This is a genomic window from Staphylococcus caledonicus, from assembly GCF_016238465.1.
GTDB classification, from domain to species: Bacteria; Bacillota; Bacilli; order Staphylococcales; family Staphylococcaceae; genus Staphylococcus; species Staphylococcus caledonicus.
The window spans coordinates 231,525-254,159 of sequence record NZ_JABTXV010000002.1; the positions used below are offsets into that span (position 1 = coordinate 231,525).

General features: G+C 36.3%; 21 protein-coding genes, 1 pseudogene and 1 riboswitch. Of the genes and pseudogenes, 16 read left to right on the forward strand and 6 right to left on the reverse strand.

The window, feature by feature from the left end; all coding sequences use genetic code 11:
- Positions 1 to 8: 8 nt before the first annotated feature.
- Both HS848_RS07765 and HS848_RS07770 read left to right on the forward strand, forming a co-directional pair.
- Positions 9 to 827, forward strand: coding sequence for an NmrA/HSCARG family protein (locus tag HS848_RS07765; RefSeq protein ID WP_198611885.1), 819 nt, complete (start codon positions 9 to 11; stop codon positions 825 to 827).
- Positions 828 to 854: 27 nt separating this feature from the next.
- Positions 855 to 1,232 (forward strand): VOC family protein, encoded by a 378-nt coding sequence (locus tag HS848_RS07770; protein WP_107507072.1) that lies wholly within the window; start codon positions 855 to 857, stop codon positions 1,230 to 1,232.
- Positions 1,233 to 1,291: 59 nt separating this feature from the next.
- On the opposite strand, the gene HS848_RS07775 is transcribed toward HS848_RS07770, so the two are convergent.
- Positions 1,292 to 1,519, reverse strand: coding sequence for a DUF896 domain-containing protein (locus HS848_RS07775; protein ID WP_198611886.1), 228 nt, complete (start codon positions 1,517 to 1,519; stop codon positions 1,292 to 1,294).
- A gap of 440 nt (positions 1,520 to 1,959) precedes the next feature.
- Positions 1,960 to 2,526: a TetR/AcrR family transcriptional regulator gene (locus HS848_RS07780; protein ID WP_198611887.1), complete on the reverse strand. Its 567-nt coding sequence runs from the start codon at positions 2,524 to 2,526 to the stop codon at positions 1,960 to 1,962.
- 244 nt (positions 2,527 to 2,770) lie between these two features.
- Here HS848_RS07780 and HS848_RS07785 point away from each other — a divergent pair, with 244 nt between their 5' ends.
- Positions 2,771 to 3,316 (forward strand): M23 family metallopeptidase, encoded by a 546-nt coding sequence (locus tag HS848_RS07785; protein ID WP_198612168.1) that lies wholly within the window; start codon positions 2,771 to 2,773, stop codon positions 3,314 to 3,316.
- 224 nt (positions 3,317 to 3,540) lie between these two features.
- On the opposite strand, the gene HS848_RS07790 is transcribed toward HS848_RS07785, so the two are convergent.
- Positions 3,541 to 4,566: an alpha/beta hydrolase fold domain-containing protein gene (locus HS848_RS07790; RefSeq protein ID WP_198611888.1), complete on the reverse strand. Its 1,026-nt coding sequence runs from the start codon at positions 4,564 to 4,566 to the stop codon at positions 3,541 to 3,543.
- A gap of 266 nt (positions 4,567 to 4,832) precedes the next feature.
- Here HS848_RS07790 and HS848_RS07795 point away from each other — a divergent pair, with 266 nt between their 5' ends.
- The 10 genes from HS848_RS07795 (at position 4,833) to HS848_RS07840 (ending at position 16,984) form a co-directional block, all read left to right on the forward strand.
- Entirely contained in the window at positions 4,833 to 5,891 is a 1,059-nt protein-coding gene (locus tag HS848_RS07795; protein WP_198611889.1) for a PTS transporter subunit IIC, read from the forward strand.
- 162 nt (positions 5,892 to 6,053) lie between these two features.
- Positions 6,054 to 7,478, forward strand: a complete 1,425-nt coding sequence (locus HS848_RS07800) for a phosphate--AMP phosphotransferase (RefSeq protein ID WP_198611890.1) — start codon at positions 6,054 to 6,056, stop codon at positions 7,476 to 7,478.
- A gap of 583 nt (positions 7,479 to 8,061) precedes the next feature.
- Complete coding sequence (locus tag HS848_RS07805) at positions 8,062 to 8,829, forward strand: aggregation-promoting factor C-terminal-like domain-containing protein (RefSeq protein WP_198611891.1); 768 nt, start codon at positions 8,062 to 8,064, stop codon at positions 8,827 to 8,829.
- Between the two features lie 224 nt (positions 8,830 to 9,053).
- Positions 9,054 to 9,485, forward strand: coding sequence for a glycosyl-4,4'-diaponeurosporenoate acyltransferase CrtO family protein (locus HS848_RS07810; protein WP_232806123.1), 432 nt, complete (start codon positions 9,054 to 9,056; stop codon positions 9,483 to 9,485).
- Positions 9,478 to 10,977 carry a phytoene desaturase family protein gene (locus HS848_RS07815; protein WP_198611893.1) on the forward strand — a complete coding sequence of 500 codons (1,500 nt, stop codon included), beginning with the start codon at positions 9,478 to 9,480 and terminating at the stop codon, positions 10,975 to 10,977. The genes HS848_RS07810 and HS848_RS07815 overlap by 8 nt, the downstream gene beginning before the upstream one ends.
- A 21-nt stretch (positions 10,978 to 10,998) precedes the next feature.
- Positions 10,999 to 12,129, forward strand: a complete 1,131-nt coding sequence (locus tag HS848_RS07820; RefSeq protein WP_198611894.1) for a glycosyltransferase family A protein — start codon at positions 10,999 to 11,001, stop codon at positions 12,127 to 12,129.
- 20 nt (positions 12,130 to 12,149) lie between these two features.
- The gene (locus HS848_RS07825) at positions 12,150 to 13,013 is read left to right on the forward strand and encodes a phytoene/squalene synthase family protein (protein WP_198611895.1); all 864 of its coding nucleotides are present in this window, start codon (positions 12,150 to 12,152) and stop codon (positions 13,011 to 13,013) included.
- A gap of 11 nt (positions 13,014 to 13,024) precedes the next feature.
- Entirely contained in the window at positions 13,025 to 14,530 is a 1,506-nt protein-coding gene (locus tag HS848_RS07830; RefSeq protein WP_198611896.1) for a phytoene desaturase family protein, read from the forward strand.
- Between the two features lie 83 nt (positions 14,531 to 14,613).
- A riboswitch (SAM riboswitch) is annotated at positions 14,614 to 14,723 on the forward strand.
- Between the two features lie 77 nt (positions 14,724 to 14,800).
- Positions 14,801 to 15,961 (forward strand): aminotransferase class I/II-fold pyridoxal phosphate-dependent enzyme, encoded by a 1,161-nt coding sequence (locus HS848_RS07835; protein WP_198611897.1) that lies wholly within the window; start codon positions 14,801 to 14,803, stop codon positions 15,959 to 15,961.
- Between the two features lie 24 nt (positions 15,962 to 15,985).
- A complete protein-coding gene (locus HS848_RS07840; protein ID WP_198611898.1) occupies positions 15,986 to 16,984 on the forward strand; it encodes a D-lactate dehydrogenase in 999 nt (332 codons plus the stop codon).
- 131 nt (positions 16,985 to 17,115) lie between these two features.
- Here the strand turns inward: HS848_RS07840 and copZ are convergent, their stop codons facing one another.
- The 3 genes from copZ to HS848_RS07855 form a co-directional block, all read right to left on the reverse strand.
- On the reverse strand, positions 17,116 to 17,322 hold the full coding sequence (gene copZ / locus HS848_RS07845; protein ID WP_198611899.1) for a copper chaperone CopZ: 207 nt from the start codon (positions 17,320 to 17,322) through the stop codon (positions 17,116 to 17,118).
- A gap of 147 nt (positions 17,323 to 17,469) precedes the next feature.
- Positions 17,470 to 19,857, reverse strand: a complete 2,388-nt coding sequence (locus HS848_RS07850) for a heavy metal translocating P-type ATPase (protein ID WP_198611900.1) — start codon at positions 19,855 to 19,857, stop codon at positions 17,470 to 17,472.
- Between the two features lie 265 nt (positions 19,858 to 20,122).
- A complete protein-coding gene (locus HS848_RS07855; RefSeq protein WP_107507087.1) occupies positions 20,123 to 20,329 on the reverse strand; it encodes a hypothetical protein in 207 nt (68 codons plus the stop codon).
- A 254-nt stretch (positions 20,330 to 20,583) separates the two neighbouring features.
- On the opposite strand from HS848_RS07855, the gene HS848_RS07860 reads away from it, so the two are divergent.
- The 3 genes and pseudogenes from HS848_RS07860 (at position 20,584) to HS848_RS07870 (ending at position 22,620) form a co-directional block, all read left to right on the forward strand.
- On the forward strand, positions 20,584 to 21,453 hold the full coding sequence (locus tag HS848_RS07860) for an SDR family oxidoreductase (RefSeq protein ID WP_107507088.1): 870 nt from the start codon (positions 20,584 to 20,586) through the stop codon (positions 21,451 to 21,453).
- Positions 21,454 to 21,686: 233 nt separating this feature from the next.
- Positions 21,687 to 21,878 (forward strand): annotated as a pseudogene (locus HS848_RS07865) (KGG domain-containing protein); the annotation flags it as partial.
- Between the two features lie 151 nt (positions 21,879 to 22,029).
- Positions 22,030 to 22,620, forward strand: coding sequence for a sugar O-acetyltransferase (locus HS848_RS07870; protein ID WP_198611902.1), 591 nt, complete (start codon positions 22,030 to 22,032; stop codon positions 22,618 to 22,620).
- Positions 22,621 to 22,635: the final 15 nt, after the last annotated feature.

The window sequence follows — 22,635 nt, forward strand, 5'->3', positions numbered from 1 at the left end:
GATAAATTATGAGTAAAAGTATATTAGTAATAGGCGCTACAGGTAAACAAGGTAACGCAGTCGTTAAACAGCTATTAAAAAATAACTGGAAAGTCCGTGCTTTTACACGTAATAAAAATAATGAAAAATTAACATCAATCAATGACAGTAACCTAGAAATATTTGAAGGTGACTTGAGTAGTCAAGAAAGCTTAACTGAAGCGATGAATGGCCAGTATGGCGTATATAGCGTGCAACTGATTATCGTTGATGATGTGGAAGAAGAATTACGCCAAGGTAAAATGATTATCCATACTGCAGAACAACAAGATATTCAACATGTCGTTTATAGTACGGCAGGTGGCGTGAATCGTGATCGTACTGGTCCACATTTTGAAGCATTAGCTGATATTGAGAATGAGCTTAAAGCAAGTTCGCTAAATTATACAATTATTAAACCATCCTTCTTTATGGATAATTTCTTAAGAATTACAACAGTAGAAAATGGGGAAATAAGTATTCCAGAATTTATTGATAGAGATGTTAAATTTGCGATGATTTCTTCTATAGATATCGCTAAATTTGCAGTTAATATTTTCGCGTCTCGAAAAGACTATAACCATCAAGCTATAGAAATTGCCTCTGACGAATTGACATTAAAAGAGGTCGTAAAAGCGTTTGCCACAGTAACTGGTAAACCAACAGAAATTAAAGGAACGTTCTCTAGTGGTACGGCAGAACGTGGTTGGTTAGAAGAAAAAGGTTATGTAGTCGATTTCAATCAAATGGACCGTATTAACCCAACACGTTTAACCTTAGAACAATGGATTAGTGAAGTAAGCTTTTAATTTAATGATTAAAATGGGGCGATGACTTTGATTCAATCGATGTGGTTTAATTTACACGTAGAGAATTTAGAACGTAGTGAACAATTCTACAAAAACTTAGGTTTTGAAATTAATAAAAATCCAGATATGTTAGACAAAATGATAGGAATTAAAATCGGTCAAACCATCGTTATTTTGATTGAAAATAATCATTTTGAACAGGTCACTCATGAAGAAACTACTTCTCAACCTAATGAATTAATTATTTCATTAGGAGTAAAAACAAATGCCGAAGTAGATAAGCTAACTTCAAAAGTTAAAGAAGCTGGTGGTATGATTATCGATGAACCTGGCATTTATCAGGGCTATTACGGTGCTACATTTGCTGATTTAGATGGCCATAAATTCAACTTTTTAGTCTGTTAAATAAAAGAAGCGGCGCTAGAAATCTTTGAATGACCTTAGATTTCTGGCGCCGTTTCTATTTAGATATTACCGTATTGTTCTCTTAAGTCGTACACTTTATCAGGTGTGACATCTTGGCCAAGTGGATCTAACACTTTCATAGTTGAGAAAGTATTTAATACTTGTCCTCTAATCATACCTAAGTACTCTTGTCTAAGTCGTTGTTGTTCTTGTTTTTCTTCGATAGTTAAACCGTTCATTTTTTCTTTATTTGCTAAGTAATTAATTCTTGTTAATAATTCTCTCATTATTGATCCTCCTAATTATCTTGATTATGCGATACGTTCAAGATTAGGTGAAAGGGAAGTTATGACGTTAATGTCAGAGCTTTTCCACATCCACCACGTGATTGATACGTATATAAATTTGATAGGGTTTATTATTTTTTCTAGAAAAGTGGCACCACCTTGTGGCAACTTGTAATGCTCGTGTTCATCGGAATCTAACATCTTAACTCCTCCTTTCATACGGATATTAAAACAACACTTATTATTTAACTAACACTTGTTGTATAAATGTACTATACTCCCATTGTTTAGATAGTACAACTGACATATATCAATATTTGTCGTATAGGCAACACATAAAGAAATAAGTTGTTTAGTTGGGGAATATTAACTAGTTAAAGAGGGACAACACCATTCGTTATCGAGATGACATGAGCGTGTTGTCCCGTTCCTAAGGATATTTAAAGATGGGTAATATGGTGGAGTAAGAACGGCAAATTCTTTTCAATAAATGCTTCAGCGGTGAGAGAACTTGTATTAAGCCAGTGGCGCGCAAGACCACTGAGCCCCGTTGATAAAAAGCTCGCACTACTTACTAGAATGTCAATATCATGTTCTGGGTAGCTATTGCGTAGCATGATAGTGAAAATATCTTCTAATTCATTGTTAATACGCTTGTGCGCTTGATTACAAAAGGTTTCACTATTCATCTCGCAAGAGTGGTGTACTTTAGCCATATAGTGCGCGATAGAAATAAATAATGTCGACATAACTTCTTCATTAATTACGTCGGAAATAGTGAGTGAATCATTTAAATCTTTTAAAATAGTAACAGACAGTGTGTAGTCTAAAATATCGTATTTATCGGTAAAGTGAGCGTAAAACGTAGCACGATTGACTGTCGCACGTTCGGTAATATCTTTGACAGTAATTTGCGACATCTTCTTCTCACGTGACACTTCTTGAAATGCTTCGACGAGTAATTTTTTAGTGCGTATAATACGTGGATCAACTTTGGTAGTGGACACTATAGTGGCCTCCTTCTTTGACAATAAGCTTATTCAAATTATCTGTCGAATTATCGACGTTGTCAAAAAGTGAGATTATAAGCACTCCCGAATGGTACTTATTCATTCCAATTCATCAACCTACAGTAATGCTCTCATCTTTTAGTCTGATTGTGAGCTAAATCCATTTGTCATATTTAGTATTTTGTTAATATGTGAGTATCATTTTACTGTTTTGGGAGGGCGATGTTTGAAGAAGATTATAATGAATCTAATTACGTTAGCTATAGTTGTAGGCTTGGGAGTATTGGCCTTTAACTTAATTAATCGCATTGATTTTAGCGATATAGATAATCAGAGCACGAACGAGTCGACGTTTGATTGGGAAGACCGTAGCCGGCTCACACATGGCTTTGGGACTTATAACCACGATTTAGAATTTAACGGAAAGAATGCCCATTACGGTAATGATTATGACTTACCTGAAGATACTGAAGTATTAGCAGCTACAGATGGTACGGTCACACGTATTTTTAAAGATAAATTAGGTGGAAAAGTTTTACAAATCTCAGAAACTAATGGTCAATATTACCAATGGTATATGCATTTGAATGAGATTAAAGCCGAACAAGGGGAACAAGTAAAAGCGGGTGACGTTATCGCATTATCAGGTAATACAGGTGAGCAAACCACAGGGCCGCATCTTCATTTTCAAAGAATGAAAGGTGGCATTGGAAATCAATTTGCGGAAGACCCACAAGATTTTATAGATAACTTACCAGAAGGCGAAAATAGTTTATTTAATATATAAAAGAAGCTTGAAGCGGATTTGATTCTTACGTAAAATCAGTCCACTTCAAGCTATTTTTATTTTAGAAGATTTTGGCACAAAAGTGTTTAGAATTTGAGTGGAAAAAGGATATTATCTCTTAATCCATTATTAGGCAGTAGTTGTCTGAAATGAAGATGCGTTCGAGCCTCACTTTCTTCATTTCTAGTCAACCTTGCCGGGGCGAAACTACGAAATCTTTGAAATTACATTAGATTTCTGTCCCGCTCCCTATCTTTTATAGTTCGGTTATCTTCAATAATGTGTTTGATATTACTGATGACTTCTTTTTGTTCTGGAATTGGCATAATGGCATAATCGTGGAATAGGTTATGACCAATAATTAAATTATGACTAATGCCTTTGCTGTCTAACGTTTTTGATAAATCTACTACGTCTAGGTAGAAGATTTCATCGGTACCTATCACGAATGTTACTTTTCCTAAATCTTCAAAATTACCATATTTAGGAGATACTTTATAATGACCATCTGGTAGACCATTTGCCCATAATTCTAAAAATCTGCGTAAACTTTTCTGAGTAAGGAATGAATCGCGTGGTTGAATAGTGTAGATATCTGGGTGGTTAAGACGTGATTCAACACATGGTGAAAGTGCGATAATATCTTTAGGTTGAGCGAGATTTAGCTCATTAAGATACTGCGCAAAACTTAAAGCAATATGACCACCAGCAGAATCTCCCATTAACGTAATTTGGTTCGCGTCATTCGTATCATTTAAGATGTCTTTATAAATTGAAGCTAATAAATTAAATGTAGCATGATGATCATGTGTTGGTATCTTTGGATAGTTAGGTGCTACAACTTTAGCATCGAAAGTCTCGGCTAACGTATCGATTAATTTGTAGTGTTCTTTAAATGGACCTTCAATCCATGCACCACCGTGAACATATAGAATCACACGTTGATCTCTATCTTGCTTATCATTAATTGTATAAACGATGCTATTGTCTTGAGTTTCGGCATCGAAACGATGTTTGAAACGATAGTCTGTAGGCGTAGGTGTTTCCATTTGTTCCTCGCGTTTAAGTGCTATCATTTTATCGATTTTTTGATCAGTATTTAGAAAACGTTTCGGTCCAAACGCTTTAGTCATCGTATTAGTTAGAAAGCTTCTATAACTACGCTTTTTAACTTTAGTTTCATAAAGATATGAACTTAAAGCAGCTGTACCTATTCCAGCAATTGCACCATATATAAATGCTTTTTTCATGGAAAATCCTCCTCTTTCTTACATTAAGGTATTCAACTATCTTAATACATTGAATACAAGAAGTTAAATAAAATAGGCTATAACCTCATTAAAATGGACGGTCAATCTCTCGAATGAAACCTATGATTTCCCGTATTTACAATTATTTAAGGAAAAATCAAAAATAATATTCTGAAAATTTAGAATTTGTGGTATAGTAAATTCTATCATTAATTAAGCACATGTTCATCTTAAGTGTGAATGTAAACACCGTGGGAGGTTTTAGAATGACAACAGAACTTAGAAATATGGGCGTTAAAGAGTTTACCTTTAAGGTACTATCCGGGGTAGCAATTGGTATCGTTGTAGGTTTAGTACCTAATGCGATTTTAGGTGAAATTTTTAAAGCGCTCATGCATCATCACCCATTTTTTGGAACATTATTACATGTGGTACAAGCAATGCAATTTACCGTACCAGCCTTAATCGGAGCATTAATTGCTTTGAAATTTGAAATGACACCGCTCGCTATAGCCGTAGTGGCTAGTGCGTCGTATGTGGGTAGTGGCGCCGCTCAATTTAAAGACGGAGCATGGGTTATTGCAGGTATTGGGGATTTAATCAATACCATGATTACGGCCACTATCGCAGTATTATTTATCTTATTAATTGAAAAACGTGTAGGAAGCATGGCGCTTATAGTTTATCCTACAATCGTAGGTGGCGCATCTGCCACAATTGGCGTGTTAATTCTTCCTTATGTACATATGATTACAACTGGAATTGGTAATATTGTTAATAGCTTTACTGAATTACAACCTGTCTTAATGTGTATGTTAATTTCAATGGTCTTCAGTTTCATCATTATTTCACCACTTTCAACCGTAGCGATTGCGATTGCCATAGGGATTGCAGGGCTTGCTGCCGGTTCAGCTTCGATTGGAATCTCAGCTACTGAGGCTGTGTTGCTTATAGGTACAAGCAAAGTAAACCGTGTTGCTGTACCAATTTCAATCTTCTTTGGTGGCGTGAAAATGATGATGCCGAATATGGTTAGATACCCAATTATTATGTTGCCAATCTTAATTACGGCAGGTGTCTCAGGCATCGTCGGAAGTTTAATCGGTATTGCCGGTACAAAAGAATCAGCAGGCTTCGGTTTTATCGGAATGATTGGACCTATCAGCGCCTTCAAGTTTTTACATGTTGATTCTACAGTCCTTAGCATTATATTAATCGTATTAGGATTCTTCGTTGTGCCATTATTAACAGCTTATATACTAGATATCATCTTCCGCAAAGTTTTACGTCTATATACAAACGATATCTATAAATTCATGGGTTAAATACGTTTCAAATATGGAGTTGTTAAATTGCTATTCATAAGCAGTTTATCAACTTCATTTTTTCTTAGAAAAATTAAAAATAAACTAAATTATATAATTGTGTATCAACGAATAATGTTACAATGTAAATGAGTAATATGATAAATAAAGGGTGAATCGTATATGACGACTAAAATTGAAAAATTAGCATTAAAAACTGCAGAGCTTACAAGACAAACACATGACTTAGGTATTCCGGTTATGATCTTATTTGAAGGGGTCCCAGCATCAGGTAAAACACGCTTAGCAAATGAACTATTGTTAAATTTTGATGCGAAGTATACTCACTTTATTGCGACACAATCACCACAAGGCGATGATTTGAGATATCAATTTTTACAAAAATATTGGAATACATTACCTAAAAAAGGTGATATTAATATTTATTTTAGAAGTTGGTATTCTCACTATTTAGATTATCGTGAAAATGAAATCAAACATGACAGATATAAAAACTATGGTGTATTAAAAGAACAAATCGATTCGTTTGAAGGTATGTTAGAACAAGATAATTATGAAATTATCAAGTTTTTCATCGATATTAATGAAGAAAAGCGTCAAGAACATATAAAACAAACGAAGGCTAATCCGTTAACACGTTGGAAAGTTCAAGAATATACTAATGTATTATCGACTCAAACCTATTTAGATGATATGCATGGATTCATTAAAAATGATAAAACATGGCAAATTATCGACTATACAGAGCGCCAAAGTGCAACTGAAAAGATGTATGAACATATTATTAAACGTTTAGAGAAAGCCATCGAACAACATAATAAAACAAAAGATAAACGTGATGGTAAATTCACGCCAAACTTTACTACTGATTTATTTGATATTGATGTTGATAAAGTTTCCAAAGGTCAGTACAAAGCATTGATTACGGAATTACAAAACCGTATGCGTGAAATCCAGTTCGCATTATATGAAAGAAAAATTCCATTGATCTTAGTATTTGAAGGTATGGATGCAGCAGGTAAGGGTGGTAATATCAAACGTATTAGAGAGAAACTTGACCCTACAGGCTATGAAGTCAACGGTATTAGTGCGCCAACAGACGTAGAACTAAATCATCATTACTTATGGCGCTTTGCGAAAGATATGCCTAGAAGCGGTCATATCGAAATGTTTGATAGAAGTTGGTACGGTCGTGTACTTGTAGAACGTATCGAAGGGTTTGCGACGGTTAAAGAATGGCAACGTGCGTATGAAGAAATTAACGCTTTTGAAAAAATGTGGACAGACGAAGGCGCAATTATATTAAAATTCTTCCTTACATTAGATAAAGAAGAACAATTAAAACGCTTTAAAGAACGCCAAGTCAACGTTCATAAACAATGGAAGATTACAGATGAAGACTGGCGTAACCGTGAAAAATGGGATTTATATGTCGAAGCCAGCCATGACATGATTGAAAAAACACATACAGATTACGCACCATGGCTCGTAGTACCTGCTGATCATAAGAAAACATCACGCATTGAAATATTAAAATACATCATTCGCGAATGTGAAAAAGTCCTTTGGGGCGTAAAAGATTATTAATACTATTAATATAGAAGAAAGGCGATTCAAATAAGAAATTAAATATTTAGAAATACATCAATAAAGCATCGATTGAATTATTAAAATTTAGCCGATGCTTTATTAATTTATATAATATTTTGAAACTCTTTCTTTATTATAAAATTATTCAAGTCTGGCATGGCGGTGTTTAAATCCGTATTTTATAGAATGATTTCATAAATTTTAACCAAACTATAAAGAAAATAAATGACGTCTAAATTATAAGAAATATTACGGTATTGTAACAAAACGGAAATTTGTAATATTACGAGCGTTGTAAAACGATTGTAAATTTCCCAAGAAAATAATGTAAAATCATGGTTCATGATGAAATTTTAAACAAAATACCCACGAAATCATTGTTACAGAAGACAACAACAATGTTTCAATGTTACAAAATCAATTCCTCATTGTAATTTTTTGTAAGATAAGCGTAATACTATTGGCATTTTTTTATGATATAGTACTTATTGTCAAAAGTTAAACAACAGAGCAAAACACTATAACTAAAAAATTAACATTACGAAAAATATAAATTACATTTTTGGAGGAATTATTTATTATGAAAAAGACAGTTATCGCTTCGTCATTAGCAGTAGCATTAGGAGTAACAGGTTATGCATTAACTACAGACAACAGTGCACACGCATCTGAGTCAACATCTAGCTATGATCAATTAGCTAACTTAGCTCAAAACAACCCATCAGAATTAAACGCTCACCCAGTACAAGCTGGTGCGTACAACATCACATTCGTTAAAGACGGTTTCCAATACAACTTCACTTCAAACGGTAAAACTTGGTCTTGGAACTACACTTACGTTGGTGGCGCTGACACAGCTTCAACAACTACACAAGCTGCTCAACCTGCTCACGCAACTCAAGCAGCTCCAGCAACTGATTACTCAGCTTCATACAACAACCAAGCTTCAACTCAATCAGTAAGCTCAAACCAACAAGCTAGCCACACTAACGTGAAAGCTGTATCTGCACCATCTACAAGCAAAACAACTAGCTACAGTGCACAAACAACTTCATACTCAGCACCTGCAGCATCAACTTCATCAGCTTCAACTGGTGGTTCAGTTAAAGCTCAATTCTTAGCTAACGGTGGTACTGAAGCAGCTTGGAACACTATCGTAATGCCAGAATCAGGCGGTAACCCTAACGCAGTTAACCCATTAGGTTACAGAGGTTTAGGTCAAACTAAAGAATCTTGGGGAACAGGTTCAGTAGCTTCACAAACTAAAGGTTTAATCAACTACGCTAACAGCCGTTACGGTTCATTAAGCAACGCTATTGCTTTCCGTTCTAGCCATAACTGGTGGTAAGATTTACAGAAATAACTGGATAGTACATCGAGTTATTGAAGAGAGGTCGACTTATGTCGGCCTCTTTTTTTAGTTATTTAATATACACTGTCGTTTAAAGTTTATTGATACGCGTTATAGGGAAATATTAAGGACTAATAATTAGAAAGCGTTGACGATATATGCCATTAAAAAAGATTCTAGCACTTGGAATATTCCATAGTATGTATTGGTGTTCTACCCAAATGACTATTTCTTACTTTTTCGCAAAGTTACCACTCACTTTTTTTGAAAAGTATGAACGTCTATTTAAGTCCTTATCATGGGAAGAAAATGGTAAGTTATGGAACACGTTGTTTCAAATTAATAAATGGAAGAAATATATACCAGAAGGCAACAAACTAAATCCAGAAATATACAATAAGAAACAATTAACGTCATTCAAATTATCCAATATACATAGAATGATGTTAGAAATGCGACGTGCAGAGTTGGTACATTGGTTATCCATCTTACCCGTCATAGCGTTTATAAAAGCACCTCGATATATTAAAATAATCAATCTTTGCTATGCATTATTAGCTAATATTCCAATCATTGTGGCACAACGCTATAATCGTCCGAGATTAGAACGCTATTATCAATTGAAAAAGAAACGAGGCGAGCACGATGTCTAAAAAAAGTATCATAGTGATTGGCGGAGGTTTAGGTGGTATCTCAGCAGCCATCCGACTTGCTCAAAGTGGCTACGACGTCACATTATATGAGAAAAATAATCATATAGGTGGTAAGGTGAATCGTCTTGAAACACAAGGCTTTGGCTTTGACTTAGGCCCATCTATTTTAACGATGCCTTATATCTTTGAGAATTTATTCCGTTATAGTCACAAGAATATGACAGATTACGTCACGATTGAACGTTTACCATTACAATGGCGTAGTTTCTTTACGAATGGTGAGACGATTGATCTATATGAAGATTTAAATCAAATGTTGGAAGCTAACGACAATTTAAATGAAGAAGATATTCAACAAGTGCATGATTTTCTTAACTATGCAGAGAAAGTACACCGCTTTACAGAAGAAGGGTATTTTGCGTTAGGGCTTGATACGGTTTCTGAAATTATTAAATATCAAGGACCTTTCACTGCGTTAAAAGGCGTCGATTACTTTTCAACGATGCAACAAGCCATTAATCGCTATGTTAAAAAACAAGAATTAAGAGATATGTTGGGTTACTTCATTAAATATGTCGGTTCTTCTTCATATGATGCACCAGCTGTATTGACGTTATTAATACATATGCAATATGAACAAGGGCTATGGTACGTTAAAGGAGGTATTCATCTTCTTGCGCAAGCACTAGAACGTTTAGCACGTGAAGAAGGTGTAGATATTCATACTGGCGTAGACATTAAAAGTATTGATACCTATTTCAATCATGTCTCGGGTGTAAGGTTAGATGATGGCACGCATGTTGAGGCTGACTACATTGTAGCGAATAGAGAAGTGATTCCAACGTACCGTGATTTGCTTCATTTTTCAGAGGAAAAGTTGGCTAAGTTAGAGAAAACGTATGAGCCAGCTAGTTCTGGGTATGTGATGCACTTAGGCGTGGATAAGCAGTACCCACAACTGGCGCATCATAATTTCTTATTCTCAAGTGATTCTAAGCGCAATTATCACGAAGTCTTTCACGATAAGGTTTTACCACAAGATCCAACGATCTATTTAGTCAATTCTAATAAAACTGATGCGACGCAAGCACCTACAGGTTATGAGAATTTGAAGGTCTTACCGCATATTCCATATATTCAAAATGAACCGTTTACCGAAGCACAATATGCTCAATTTCGTGAACGTGTCTTAGATAAATTAGAGCGCATGGGGCTAACAGATTTACGTCAACATATTGTATATGAAGACGTGTGGACGCCTCACGATATAGAGCGCCATTACGCTTCTAATAAAGGCGCAATATATGGCGTCGTCGCCGATAGAAAGAAAAATAAAGGCTTTAAGTTTCCTAAACAAAGTCAATACTTCGATAACTTGTTCTTTGTTGGTGGTTCTGTCAATCCAGGTGGTGGTATGCCAATGGTGACGTTAAGTGGTCAACAAGTCGCTAATAAAATTAACCAACTTGAACGAGATAATCATCAAGTGTAGATTTAATGAGGTGAAGGATAGATGAAAGGGTTAGAGAAATTGCTTCATAGCATTATAGGCGTTTCATCATTATGTGGTCACTTCATGTATAATAAACGGCATTTGCTACATTTTCAAAAGTCAAAAATTGATGATAAAGATGTGACTGTAAGTATTATTATTCCGGCGCGAGATGAAGCGCAACGACTGCCCAAATTATTGAAAAGTATAGCCCAACAATCGGTGAAATCTGAAGTCATTGTTATGGATGATGACTCTCAGGATGAGACGGTTGCAGTGGCCCATGAATTTGGAGCGCATGTGCATCGAGTTGGAGAGAATGTAGACAATAAACGATGGTATGGTAAATCCTATGCGTGTTACGAAGGCGTCAAACATGCAACATCAGAAATAATCATATTTATGGATGCAGATGTCGTATTAATGAATGAACATGCGTTAGAAGCGATAATGCAAACTTATGCTAAACAAGCGTATCGCGGTTTACTAAGCATCCAGCCTTATCACATTGTACAACGACCGTATGAACAAGCGTCGGCCTTATTTAATTTAATGACGGTAGTAGGTATGAACCAATCGTCTACTTTAGCTCAAGCTCAAACGCAATCATTGGCATTTGGTCCAGTTACAGTCATGAATCAAACAGATTATGCTATAACGGAAGGTCATAAAAATGCGCAAACACATATCATTGAAGGGTTTGCGCTAGGTCAAGCCTTTCAACAGCACCATCTACCGGTGACGGCTTACGAAGGACAAGGGTATGTTGGCTTTAGGATGTATGAAGAAGGTCCTAAATCGTTAGTCGAAGGCTGGACGAAGCATTTAGCAGTAGGCGCCTCGGCAACGCAAGGACGTCTCATGGCAATGATTATAATCTGGATGATAGGCACGATGACCTCGACTTTAGCTTTAATTCTAGGATTATTAGTGAAATCATTGTCATTTAAGCGTATATGTGTATCATATGGAATATACACAATACAATTTGTGAAATTACATAAAAGAGTAGGCAGCTTTTCACTCCTATTTTTAATAATGAATCCACTTTTATTTTGGATATTTATTTTAATTTTTATGAACTCGTATCGTCACATTTATTTTACGAAAACTGTAAAATGGAAGGGACGTACTTTTAATATTAATGATTAATGCATAACAGGGGGCTCTCCATGAGAACATTAGAAGAAAGTTATCAATATTGTCATCAAATTATGAAAGATTACTCTAAAAGTTTTTCATATGCATTTGATATGTTACCAGAACAGCAACGACAAGCTATTTGGGCTATCTATGCCGTATGTCGAATCGTTGATGATAGTATCGATATACATCAAGATGTGGACTATTTACATAAAATACGACGTGACGTTCAATCTGTTGAACAGCACGCGACAATACCTGAAACATTTGAAAGTGATGCGGCTATTATGACGGCATTTGCCGATACTGCAACACATTTTCAAATGAATTATCAAGCCCTTTATGACCTGATAGATGCAGTAGAAGCAGACCAAGATTTCGAAATGTTCGAGACAGATCAAGGGTTACTAGATTATTGCTATGGTGTTGCAGGCACGGTAGGCGTATTGTTGATTCCAATTTTAGCGACACCACCAACAGATAAAGCGTATGAATATGGTAAGCAACTAGGCGAAGCATTGCAGTTAACTAATATTTTACGCGATGTAGGTGAAGATTTTGAAAATGGACGCGTCTACTTTAGCGTAGAACGTTTAAAAGCATATGATGTGTCAATTGCACAAGAGGTAGAACGTGCTAAACCTTCAGAAGCCTATAAAAAATTATGGGAAAGCTACGCTAAACTTGCGGATGATAATTATAACGAAGTCTTAAACCATCTAGAAGTGTATAACGAAGAAGCACGTATGATTATTGAGTTAGCCGCTGAAGTGTATCGAGGCATTTTAACTGAAGTAAGAAAAGCAGATTACACGCTAAAAGACCGTGTCTATGTATCAACATGGAAGAAAAATAAAATCTACCGTAAATTAAAGAAAAAATATAAAGCTTAGGTGGGAAAGATATGAAGATAGCCGTTGTAGGCGCAGGAGTAACCGGCTTAGCAGCAGCCGCTAGATTAGCTGCACATGGACATCAAGTAACAATCTTCGAGAAAAATGAACAAGTAGGCGGACGTATGAGTCAATTTAAAAAAGATGGCTTTACGTTCGATATGGGACCTACGATTGTAATGGTTCCAGATGTGTATAGAGCTGTATTTGAGGAAAGTGGTAAACGCTTTGAAGATTACGTAGATATGAGACAACTGACGCATATCTTTGATATCTATTTCTCGGATAAAGATAAAGTGAGTGTGTCGACTGATTTAGCGCAGTTAAGCCAAGCGTTAGAAGCTATCGAACCGGGCTCAACGCCAGGGTTTATGCAGTTCTTAACCGACGTGTATAGACGTTATGAAGTTGCACGTAAATATTTCTTAGAACGTACCTTCCGTAAGCCGAGTGAGTTTTACAATCCACTGACATTATATCGTGGTCTTAAACTAAGAACGTTTAGCAAAGCGAATCAACTTATTGACGATTACGTTTCTAATGAAAAGATTCGTAAATTACTCGCATTCCAAACGTTATATATAGGTATCGATCCTAAACAAGGTCCATCTATTTATTCAATTATTCCAATGATTGAAATGGTCCATGGCGTGCACTATATTAAAGGCGGAATGTATGGCTTAGCACAAGGCTTATTGAACCTTGGCCAAGATTTAGGTGTTCAAGTTCGATTAAATGCAGATGTGCAAGAAATCATTATTGACCCTAAATTTAAACGTGCAGATGGTTTACGTGTGAATGATGAAATCCATCGCTTTGATAAAGTGTTATGTACTGCAGATTTCCCGTATGTCGCACAACACTTGATGCCATCCCATGCACCACTGAAGAAATATTCTCCTGAAAAGGTAGACAACATGGACTACTCATGTTCAGCTTTCCTTGTCTATGCCGGCATAAACAGAGAACTACGTGATAAAGTTCATGTTCATAATGTTGTATTCGCCAAAGACTTTAGAGGCAATATTGATGATATCTTTAGTGGTAGAATGCCAGATGATCCTTCTTTATATCTTTATTTTCCAGCGGTAGAAGATGACGAGCTAGCGCCAAAAGGCCAAACTGGAATGTACGTGCTTATGCCTGTACCTGAATTGAAAACAGGCGAAATAGATTGGAATGATCCAAATGAAATCGAACGCGCCAAAGAGGTTGTTTATAGCAAAATAGAAACCATTGAAGAACTTAAAGATGTGCGCAAAGATGTGATTTCAGAAACAATCTTTACACCAGTAGACTTTGAAACTCGTTATAACGCAAAATTTGGTACGGCATTCGGCTTAATGCCTACGCTTACGCAAAGTAACTATTATCGTCCGGCTAACGTGTCGAAAGATTATAAAGATTTATACTTTGCAGGTGCAAGTACACATCCTGGTGCAGGTGTGCCAATTGTCTTAACGAGCGCTAAAATTACGGCAGAAGCCATGTTAGAAGATATTAATAAAGGGATTTAAATATTGAATAGTTAGATTAAATCTGAAAATTATAAATATTGACAATATTTTTCGTCCTAATAAAATAAATAGTAATTCGAAAGAACTTATCCAGAGAAGTGAAGGGATTTGGCCCGATGAAACTTCAGCAACAGGCTCCACATATAAACAGCACTGTGCTAATTCCAAAGAGGTAACGCCTCACAGATAAGTGTCATGTACAAAATAACGCTATATGCCACTTGGAAAAGTGGTGTATAGCGTTACTTTTATATCTAAAGGAGGATGAAGATGGTCATTTCAAAGAGATTAGCCGCTATACCGGAAAGTTACTTTGGCAAAACGATGGGACGCAAAGTTGAACATGGACCTTTACCACTGATAAATATGGCAGTGGGCATTCCTGATGGCGAAACGCCTAAAGGTATCGTTGATCATTTTGCAGAAGCAGTGCGTATACCCGAGAATCAAAAGTATGGAGCGTTTCATGGCAAAGAATCATTTAAAGAAGCCATTGTGAATTTCTATCAACGTCAATATAACGTAGATTTACATAAAGATGATGAAGTGTGTATCCTATATGGCACGAAGAATGGACTCGTCGCTTTACCGACGTGTGTCGTTAACCCAGGAGAGAACGTGCTATTACCTGACCCGGGTTACACGGATTATCTAGCAGGCGTGATGCTTGCCGACGCGAATCCCGTGCCACTCAATTTATCGCCTCCTGACTATCTACCAGATTGGGACAGTGTGGATAAAGAGACCTTAGCGCATACATCACTAATTTACCTTACATATCCAAACAATCCAACTGGGTCTACTGCTACGTCAGAAGTGTTTGATGAAACTATTAAGCGTTTTAAAGGAACACAGACGAAGATTGTGCACGACTTTGCCTATAGCGCATTTGGCTTTGATGCGAAGAACCCAAGCATTCTTGCTTCTGAACATGGGAAAGACGTCGCAATCGAAATTTTCTCCTTATCAAAAGGCTATAATATGTCAGGTTTTCGTGTCGGTTTCGCAGTTGGAAATAAAGAGATGATTCAAGCGCTTAAAAAATATCAAACCCATACCAATGCAGGAATGTTTGGTGCCTTACAAGATGCGGCAACGTATGCATTAAATAATTATGATGATTTTTTAGAACAACAAAATGCTACGTTTAAACGTCGTCGTGATGCTTTTGAAGCATGCCTAGCTGAAGCACACTTACCTTTTGTACATTCAAAAGGGGGCATTTATTCATGGCTACAAACCCCTCCAGGATATGACAGTGAAACGTTTGAACAGTATTTATTAAAAGAGAAATCCATTTTAGTCGCACCAGGTATTCCATTTGGAGAAAATGGCCGTCATTACGTCAGAATCTCCTTAGCATTAAATGATAAGGATTTAGCAGAAGCAGCCGAGAGATTAGCGTCATTAGCTCATTTATACGACAACTAAGAAGACAAGAAAGGATGATCCATAATGTTAAAAATTAAAATGATGAGTGTAAGAGATGAAGATATACCTTTCATCGAACAATGGGCACAAGACAATCAAGTGGAAATAGAGATGAATAAAGAACTATTAAACGATGATAATGTAGACAGTGTGAAAGGATTCGACGGTTTATCATTGTCTCAACAACATCCTCTTTCAGAACATGTATTTGCTAAATTACATGACTTTGGCATTAAACATATCGCACAACGTAGTGCAGGTTTCGATATGTATGATTTAGATTTAGCGACCAAGTATGGCATCGTTGTTTCCAATGTGCCTTCCTATTCACCAAGTTCAATTGCAGAATTCGCCGTAACACAAGCGATTAATATCGTAAGAAATCAAAATGACATTCAACGTAAAGTGCGTGATTATGATTTTCGTTGGGAGCCTTCTATATTATCACGTTCGATTAGTGATTTGACGGTAGCGGTCATTGGTACGGGCCGTATTGGTTCTGTAGCGGCTAAGATCTTTGCGAAAGGCTATGACAGTAAAGTGATTGCGTATGATCCTTTTCCAAATGAGCATGTAGCAGAACATGTTGAGTATAAAGATACGTTAGAAGAAGCAGTAGCAGAAGCGGATATTGTAACGGTCCATATCCCAGCTACACAATATAACGGACACTTATTTGATGAAAAAGTATTTTCAAAATTTAAAAAAGGGGCAGTATTCGTTAATGCGGCGAGAGGTTCAATGGTGGATACCAAAGCCTTACTCGCTGCGCTAGATAGTGGCCATCTTAAAGGTGCAGCTTTAGATACTTATGAATATGAACGTGGCTTATTCCCTGGAGACTATCGAGGTAAAGAGATTAATGATGAGCTGTTGGATACGCTTATTGAACGAGAAGACATTTTGTTAACACCACATATTGCTTTTTATACGGAAGCGGCTGTTAAGAATTTAGTGGTAGATGCATTAGATGCCATTATTGAATTACGTAATACTGGCACTACGAAATTAAGAGTTAACTAAATAAGGAGAGGCGTGCTAAAACCTAATTATAGTTTATAACTCTCGTGGTTTCGACCACAAAAAAGGCGTAAAGATGATTGACTCACCTTTACGCCTATAATATTGGGTTTATATCCCACATTGATAACAGATTATTTTACGTCGTAACCTTGGTCTTCAATGGCTTGTTTCATTTGATCAACTGAGACTCTGTTTTCATCATAATCGACTCTAACTTCATTTTTATCTAAATTGACTTCGGCAGTTGTTACGCCGTTTAATTTAGCTAAGGCAGATTCGATAGCATTTCTGCAATGATCACAGCTCATGCCGTCTACTTTAATTGTTTCATTAATCATCTGTGTCACCTCCAAAGAATTACATTACTGTATACCCTTATTCTACTCCTTTATATATATCAAAGAAAAGAAAACGCGATGAAATCCTAAATTAAAGTCATTTTCAAGGTAAAATGCGTATAGTTTTAGCGTATAGTTAAATGCTTATTATAATTTCATACGTTTTAGACGTAGGGCATTACTTACTACACTGACAGAACTTAAAGCCATGGCTGCACCGGCAATCCATGGTGCCAATAATCCCATAGCAGCAATTGGAATGCCAGCTACGTTATAACCAAAGGCCCAGAATAAGTTTTGTTTAATATTGCGAATGGTTTGGTCACTTGCATGAATAGCTTTAGGGACTAAGTGAATGTCGCCACCTAAAATCGTAATATCGGCCGCTTCAATCGCTACTTCGGTACCCGTACCCATCGCAATACCAATATCTGCTTTCACAAGTGCAGGGGCATCATTAATACCATCGCCGACCATTGCTACTTTATGTCCTTTATCTTGTAATTGCGTTATATGTTGCGCTTTGTCCTCAGGCAACACGCCTGCGATAACTTGGTCGATTCCTACTTCTGAAGCAATCGCTTGTGCTGTACGCTGATTGTCACCAGTTAACATAACGGTATGAATATCCATATCCGTCAATTGTTGTATCGCTTCTTTAGCGGAATCTTTTACCGTATCAGCCACAGCGACCATACCCCGTAGTTCACCAGCGTATGCGATTAACATTACAGTATGACCATCTGCTTCCATACGTTCCATTTGCGCTTGATAATCTGTGACATCAATACCGTTATCTTGCATCAATTTTTGATTACCCACGAATAAGTGTTGGCCTTCAATAACGGCTTGTATACCATGTCCTGGTAAGGTTTTATAATCCTCTACATCTACTTGAGATACTCCTTGTTCATCTGCGTATTGCACTATCGCAGTAGCTAACGGATGTTCTGAATTACTTTCAGCCGATGCGACGAGCGCTAATATGTCGTTTTCTTCTTGAAAATGAGTTACCTCAGGTTTGCCATGTGTGAGAGTACCCGTCTTATCAAACACTATAGTATCAATTTGATGTGTTCGTTCCACATATTCGCCACCCTTGAATAAAATACCATTTTCAGCAGCGCGTCCAGTACCTACCATTATAGACGTAGGCGTAGCGAGACCTAATGCACAAGGGCAAGCTATAACTAATACTGAAATCATTGCGACTAAGGCGTCTTCAAATTGTCCAGGATGTACGAGTGTGATCCAAATTAAAAATGTGAGTAAAGCGAGTCCAATAACGATAGGCACAAAATAACCAGAAATGATATCGGCAAGACGTTGAATAGGGGCCTTGGAACTTTGTGCTTCTTCAACTACTTTGATGATATTAGATAACGCACTATCTTTACCCACATTTGTGGCTTTGATAGTAATGACGCCATTTGAATTCATGGTTGAACCTATCACATTATCATTGACCTGTTTATCTACAGGCATTGACTCACCCGTTAACATCGATTCATCAACGGCCGTTTCACCTTTAATGATTTGGCCATCGACTGGTATTTTTTCACCTGGTTTAATTAATAATGTATCATCAACGTCGACTAGGCTTAACGGCACCATGCGTTCGGTACCATCTTCAGTAATAATCCGTGCTTCTTTCGCTTGTAAATTTAAAAGTTCACTTAAGGCGTTAGTCGTTTGTGATTTAGCACGTGCTTCTAAATATTTTCCGAAAAGAATTAACGTAATTAACACGGCACTCGTTTCAAAATATAAATGGGGTGTCGTAGTTGTACCAATGAGCCATTTAACCATTTGATAAATACTATAAAAATAGGCGGCACTAGTACCTAACACTACTAGCACGTCCATGTTGGCACCACCATTACGTATATTCTTATATGCGCCTGCATAGAATTGCCAACCAATAATAAATTGAATGGGTGTAGCTAGTATTAATTGAAACCAAGGGTTCATTAAAATGTGTGGTAAATTCATATTGAATAAATGAATTAACATGGTCATTAATAAAGGAAGTGCTAGAACGGCAGACACAATTAATTTATTGCGTTTATGCTTTAATTCTTTCTCTTTACGTGAGGCTTGTTGTTCTTCGGTTTGTTTAGGTTGAGCGTTATAACCTAAATTTTGAATACGTCCGATTAGTGTATCTACGTCAGTTTGACTAGGGTAGTAATCAATCGCTGCTTGTTCGGTAGTTAAGTTGACGTTAGCTTGTTTAACGCCAGATGTTTTATTTAAGACCTTTTCAATACGGTTAGAGCATGCCGCACATGTCATACCTGTGATATCGAGTTCCGTTTTATCAGTAGCCACATCATAACCGAGCTTTTGAATGGTAGAAACGAAGTCGCTTACGGTATAGGTGTTAGCATCATATTCGATATTTGCTTTTTCAGTTGTTAAGTTCACTTGTGCATCGACATGGTCCATTTTATTTAAGCGTTTCTCGATACGATTTGAGCAAGCGGCACATGTCATTCCCGTCACGTCTAAGGTCACTTTGCTAGTTTGGCTCATCATTCTACCTCCAATTCATTTCATTACCAATATACCCCCTTAGGGTATTATAGTCAATCATTCCGTTTGATTTACAAACATAAAAGCCTAGAACACTCTGTTAAAAATGTTCTAGGCTTATTTGGGAAAAATAACGATGTTAAGCTATTTATTAAAAAGTTGGATTAGATGTGCGTTGTGCACCTTAAAACGATTAGTTAAATTGTAGTATTTTAGGCTTGTATTGTAAGAGGTGAAAATGAAATATAATTATTTTACTTATTAATTAGAAAAAGTCAGATGGTTTGAAGTCTTCTAAGTTTAAGTCTTTAAAGTTATTGAAATTATAGTTGGAAATGGTTTGAACTAATTCGCCATTTTTGGCTTCATCATAGTATTTGTTTACGTCATTCACAATATCATGGTCTTGAAAAGTTTTAACAAGGCCTAAAATGACAAGTAGTGTAATGACTCCCTTTAATAATACTCTCATTTGTAATCGCACTCCTTTTCTCTATATAAAATGTGATTCGTGATTGACCTAATTGAAAGTTAAACTTAATTATAAAGCCCTACCGTCTTAATTTCATGCGTCTAGAGTAGTGATGTTGAGTGGTTCTAAAGTAGTAAATAACCTACTCGCAGAATTTAACTGGTGTGTAATTCAATTTAAGTATAAATTAATTTGTTGTTTTGAAAAACCATTAAATGGGAACGATTAAGTAAATAGAAAAGGAGTGTGTATAAATGAACTTATTAGATTTTCATAAACAAATTAAAGGTTATACTCAAAGTAAACAACCGGGTACTGAAAAAGATATGAATCCTAAACCCGTAGCAGAATTAGACGAATATAAAGCTGGCGGTAAGTTAAAAGGTAAAGTAGCATTGATTACTGGTGGAGACTCAGGTATCGGTCGTTCAGTAGCTATTTTATTTGCCAAAGAAGGCGCGAATGTTGCGATTGGTTATTATAATGAACATGAAGATGCTGAAGAAACAGTTAATCGCCTAAAAGAAATTGGCGTTGAAGCTAAAGCATATGCGCACGATTTAAAAGACGCTGATCAATCTAAACAATTAGTCGAAGATGTAGTAAAAGACTTTGGTGGATTAAATATCTTAGTAAATAATGGGGCCGTACAATTCCCTCAAGATGATTTCTTAGATATTACACCCGCTCAATTTAAAGAAACGTTTGAGACAAATATCTTTGGCATGTTCTTCTTATCACAAGCAGCAGTTCCGCATTTAAGTGAAAATGATACAATTATTAACACGACAAGCGTGACAGCATATCGTGGTTCAGGCCACTTAATTGATTATGCTGCAACTAAAGGTGCCATCGTGTCATTCACTCGTTCATTAGCTACTACATTAATGGAGAAAAATATTCGCGTAAACGGTGTAGCACCAGGACCGATTTATACACCATTAATTCCAGCTACATTTGATGAAGATAAAGTGGAAAATCAAGGTGGCGACACACCAATGGGTAGACGTGGCCAACCAGCCGAACTTGCACCTGCCTATGTCTTCTTAGCTACAAATGCGGATAGTTCTTATATAACTGGCCAAATTATTCACGTTAACGGCGGAGATTTTATTACTTCATAATATATTATTACCGATTATGGTCTAAGACATTATTACTTTATTGATGTCTTAGACTTTTTTTATTTAGATGATTTATATTTTGTTCCATTATTTTTAAATAATTAAAATAATTTGTAAAATATTGTTTATACGTGAATTAAATGGGAATAATGAAACTGCACCTAGAGTTCGTGGTAATTATGACACCTTATGATAAGTATTTTTAAAAAAATATTTTTAAGGAGGAATTTTTAATGTCAGAAGAGAAAAAAATGACGCACGAAGAAGCAGGCCAAAAAGGTGGAGAAACAACTTCATCAAATCATGGTGAAAAGTTCTACCAAGAAATTGGTGAAAAAGGTGGAGAAGCTACATCGTCAAACCATAATAAAGAATTTTATGAAGAAATTGGCGAAAAAGGCGGCAAGTCTCAATCAAGTAACAACAAATAATATCAACCATTAAAAACGCACAAAAGTAGCTATGAAGAAATCGAGGTATGATGTGATAGATTTTTTCATAGCTATTTTTATGTGTATTTTTCATATATAAAGGTTAAAATTCAAGGAGAAGATTAGAAAGAAATAGGTGAAGCATATGACGGAAAAAGAAAAGATGTTAGCCCATCAATGGTATGATGCAAACTTTGATGAAGAGTTAAGCGATGATCGTAAGCGCGCAAAAGATTTGTGCTTTGAATTTAATCAGACGCGTCCTAGTCATACTAGCAAGCGCCTTGAAATTTTAACCGATTTATTTGGTTATCCTTTGGAAAATGTGGAGATTAATAGTCCATTTGATACAGATTACGGTTGGAATGTTAAGTTAGGTCGTAATGTATTTGTTAATAGTAATTGTTATTTTATGGACGGAGGTGGCATTACGATTGGCAATGATGTCTTTATAGGACCATCATGTGGATTTTATACGGCGCATCATCCACTGACGTATCCAGAACGTAATAAAGGTTTAGAATTAGCTCAACCGATTATTATTGGAAATAATATTTGGTTTGGAGGTAATGTGGTCGTCACACCAGGCGTAACAATTGGCGACGGTTCAGTCATTGCTGCCGGTAGTGTAGTAACTAAAGACGTTCCTTCTCATAGTTTAGTAGCTGGCGTTCCTGCGAAAGTCGTTAGAACCATTGATGAGAATGATGCACCAAATTTTCAGGAAAATAAATAGAAAGATAAGTGTTTT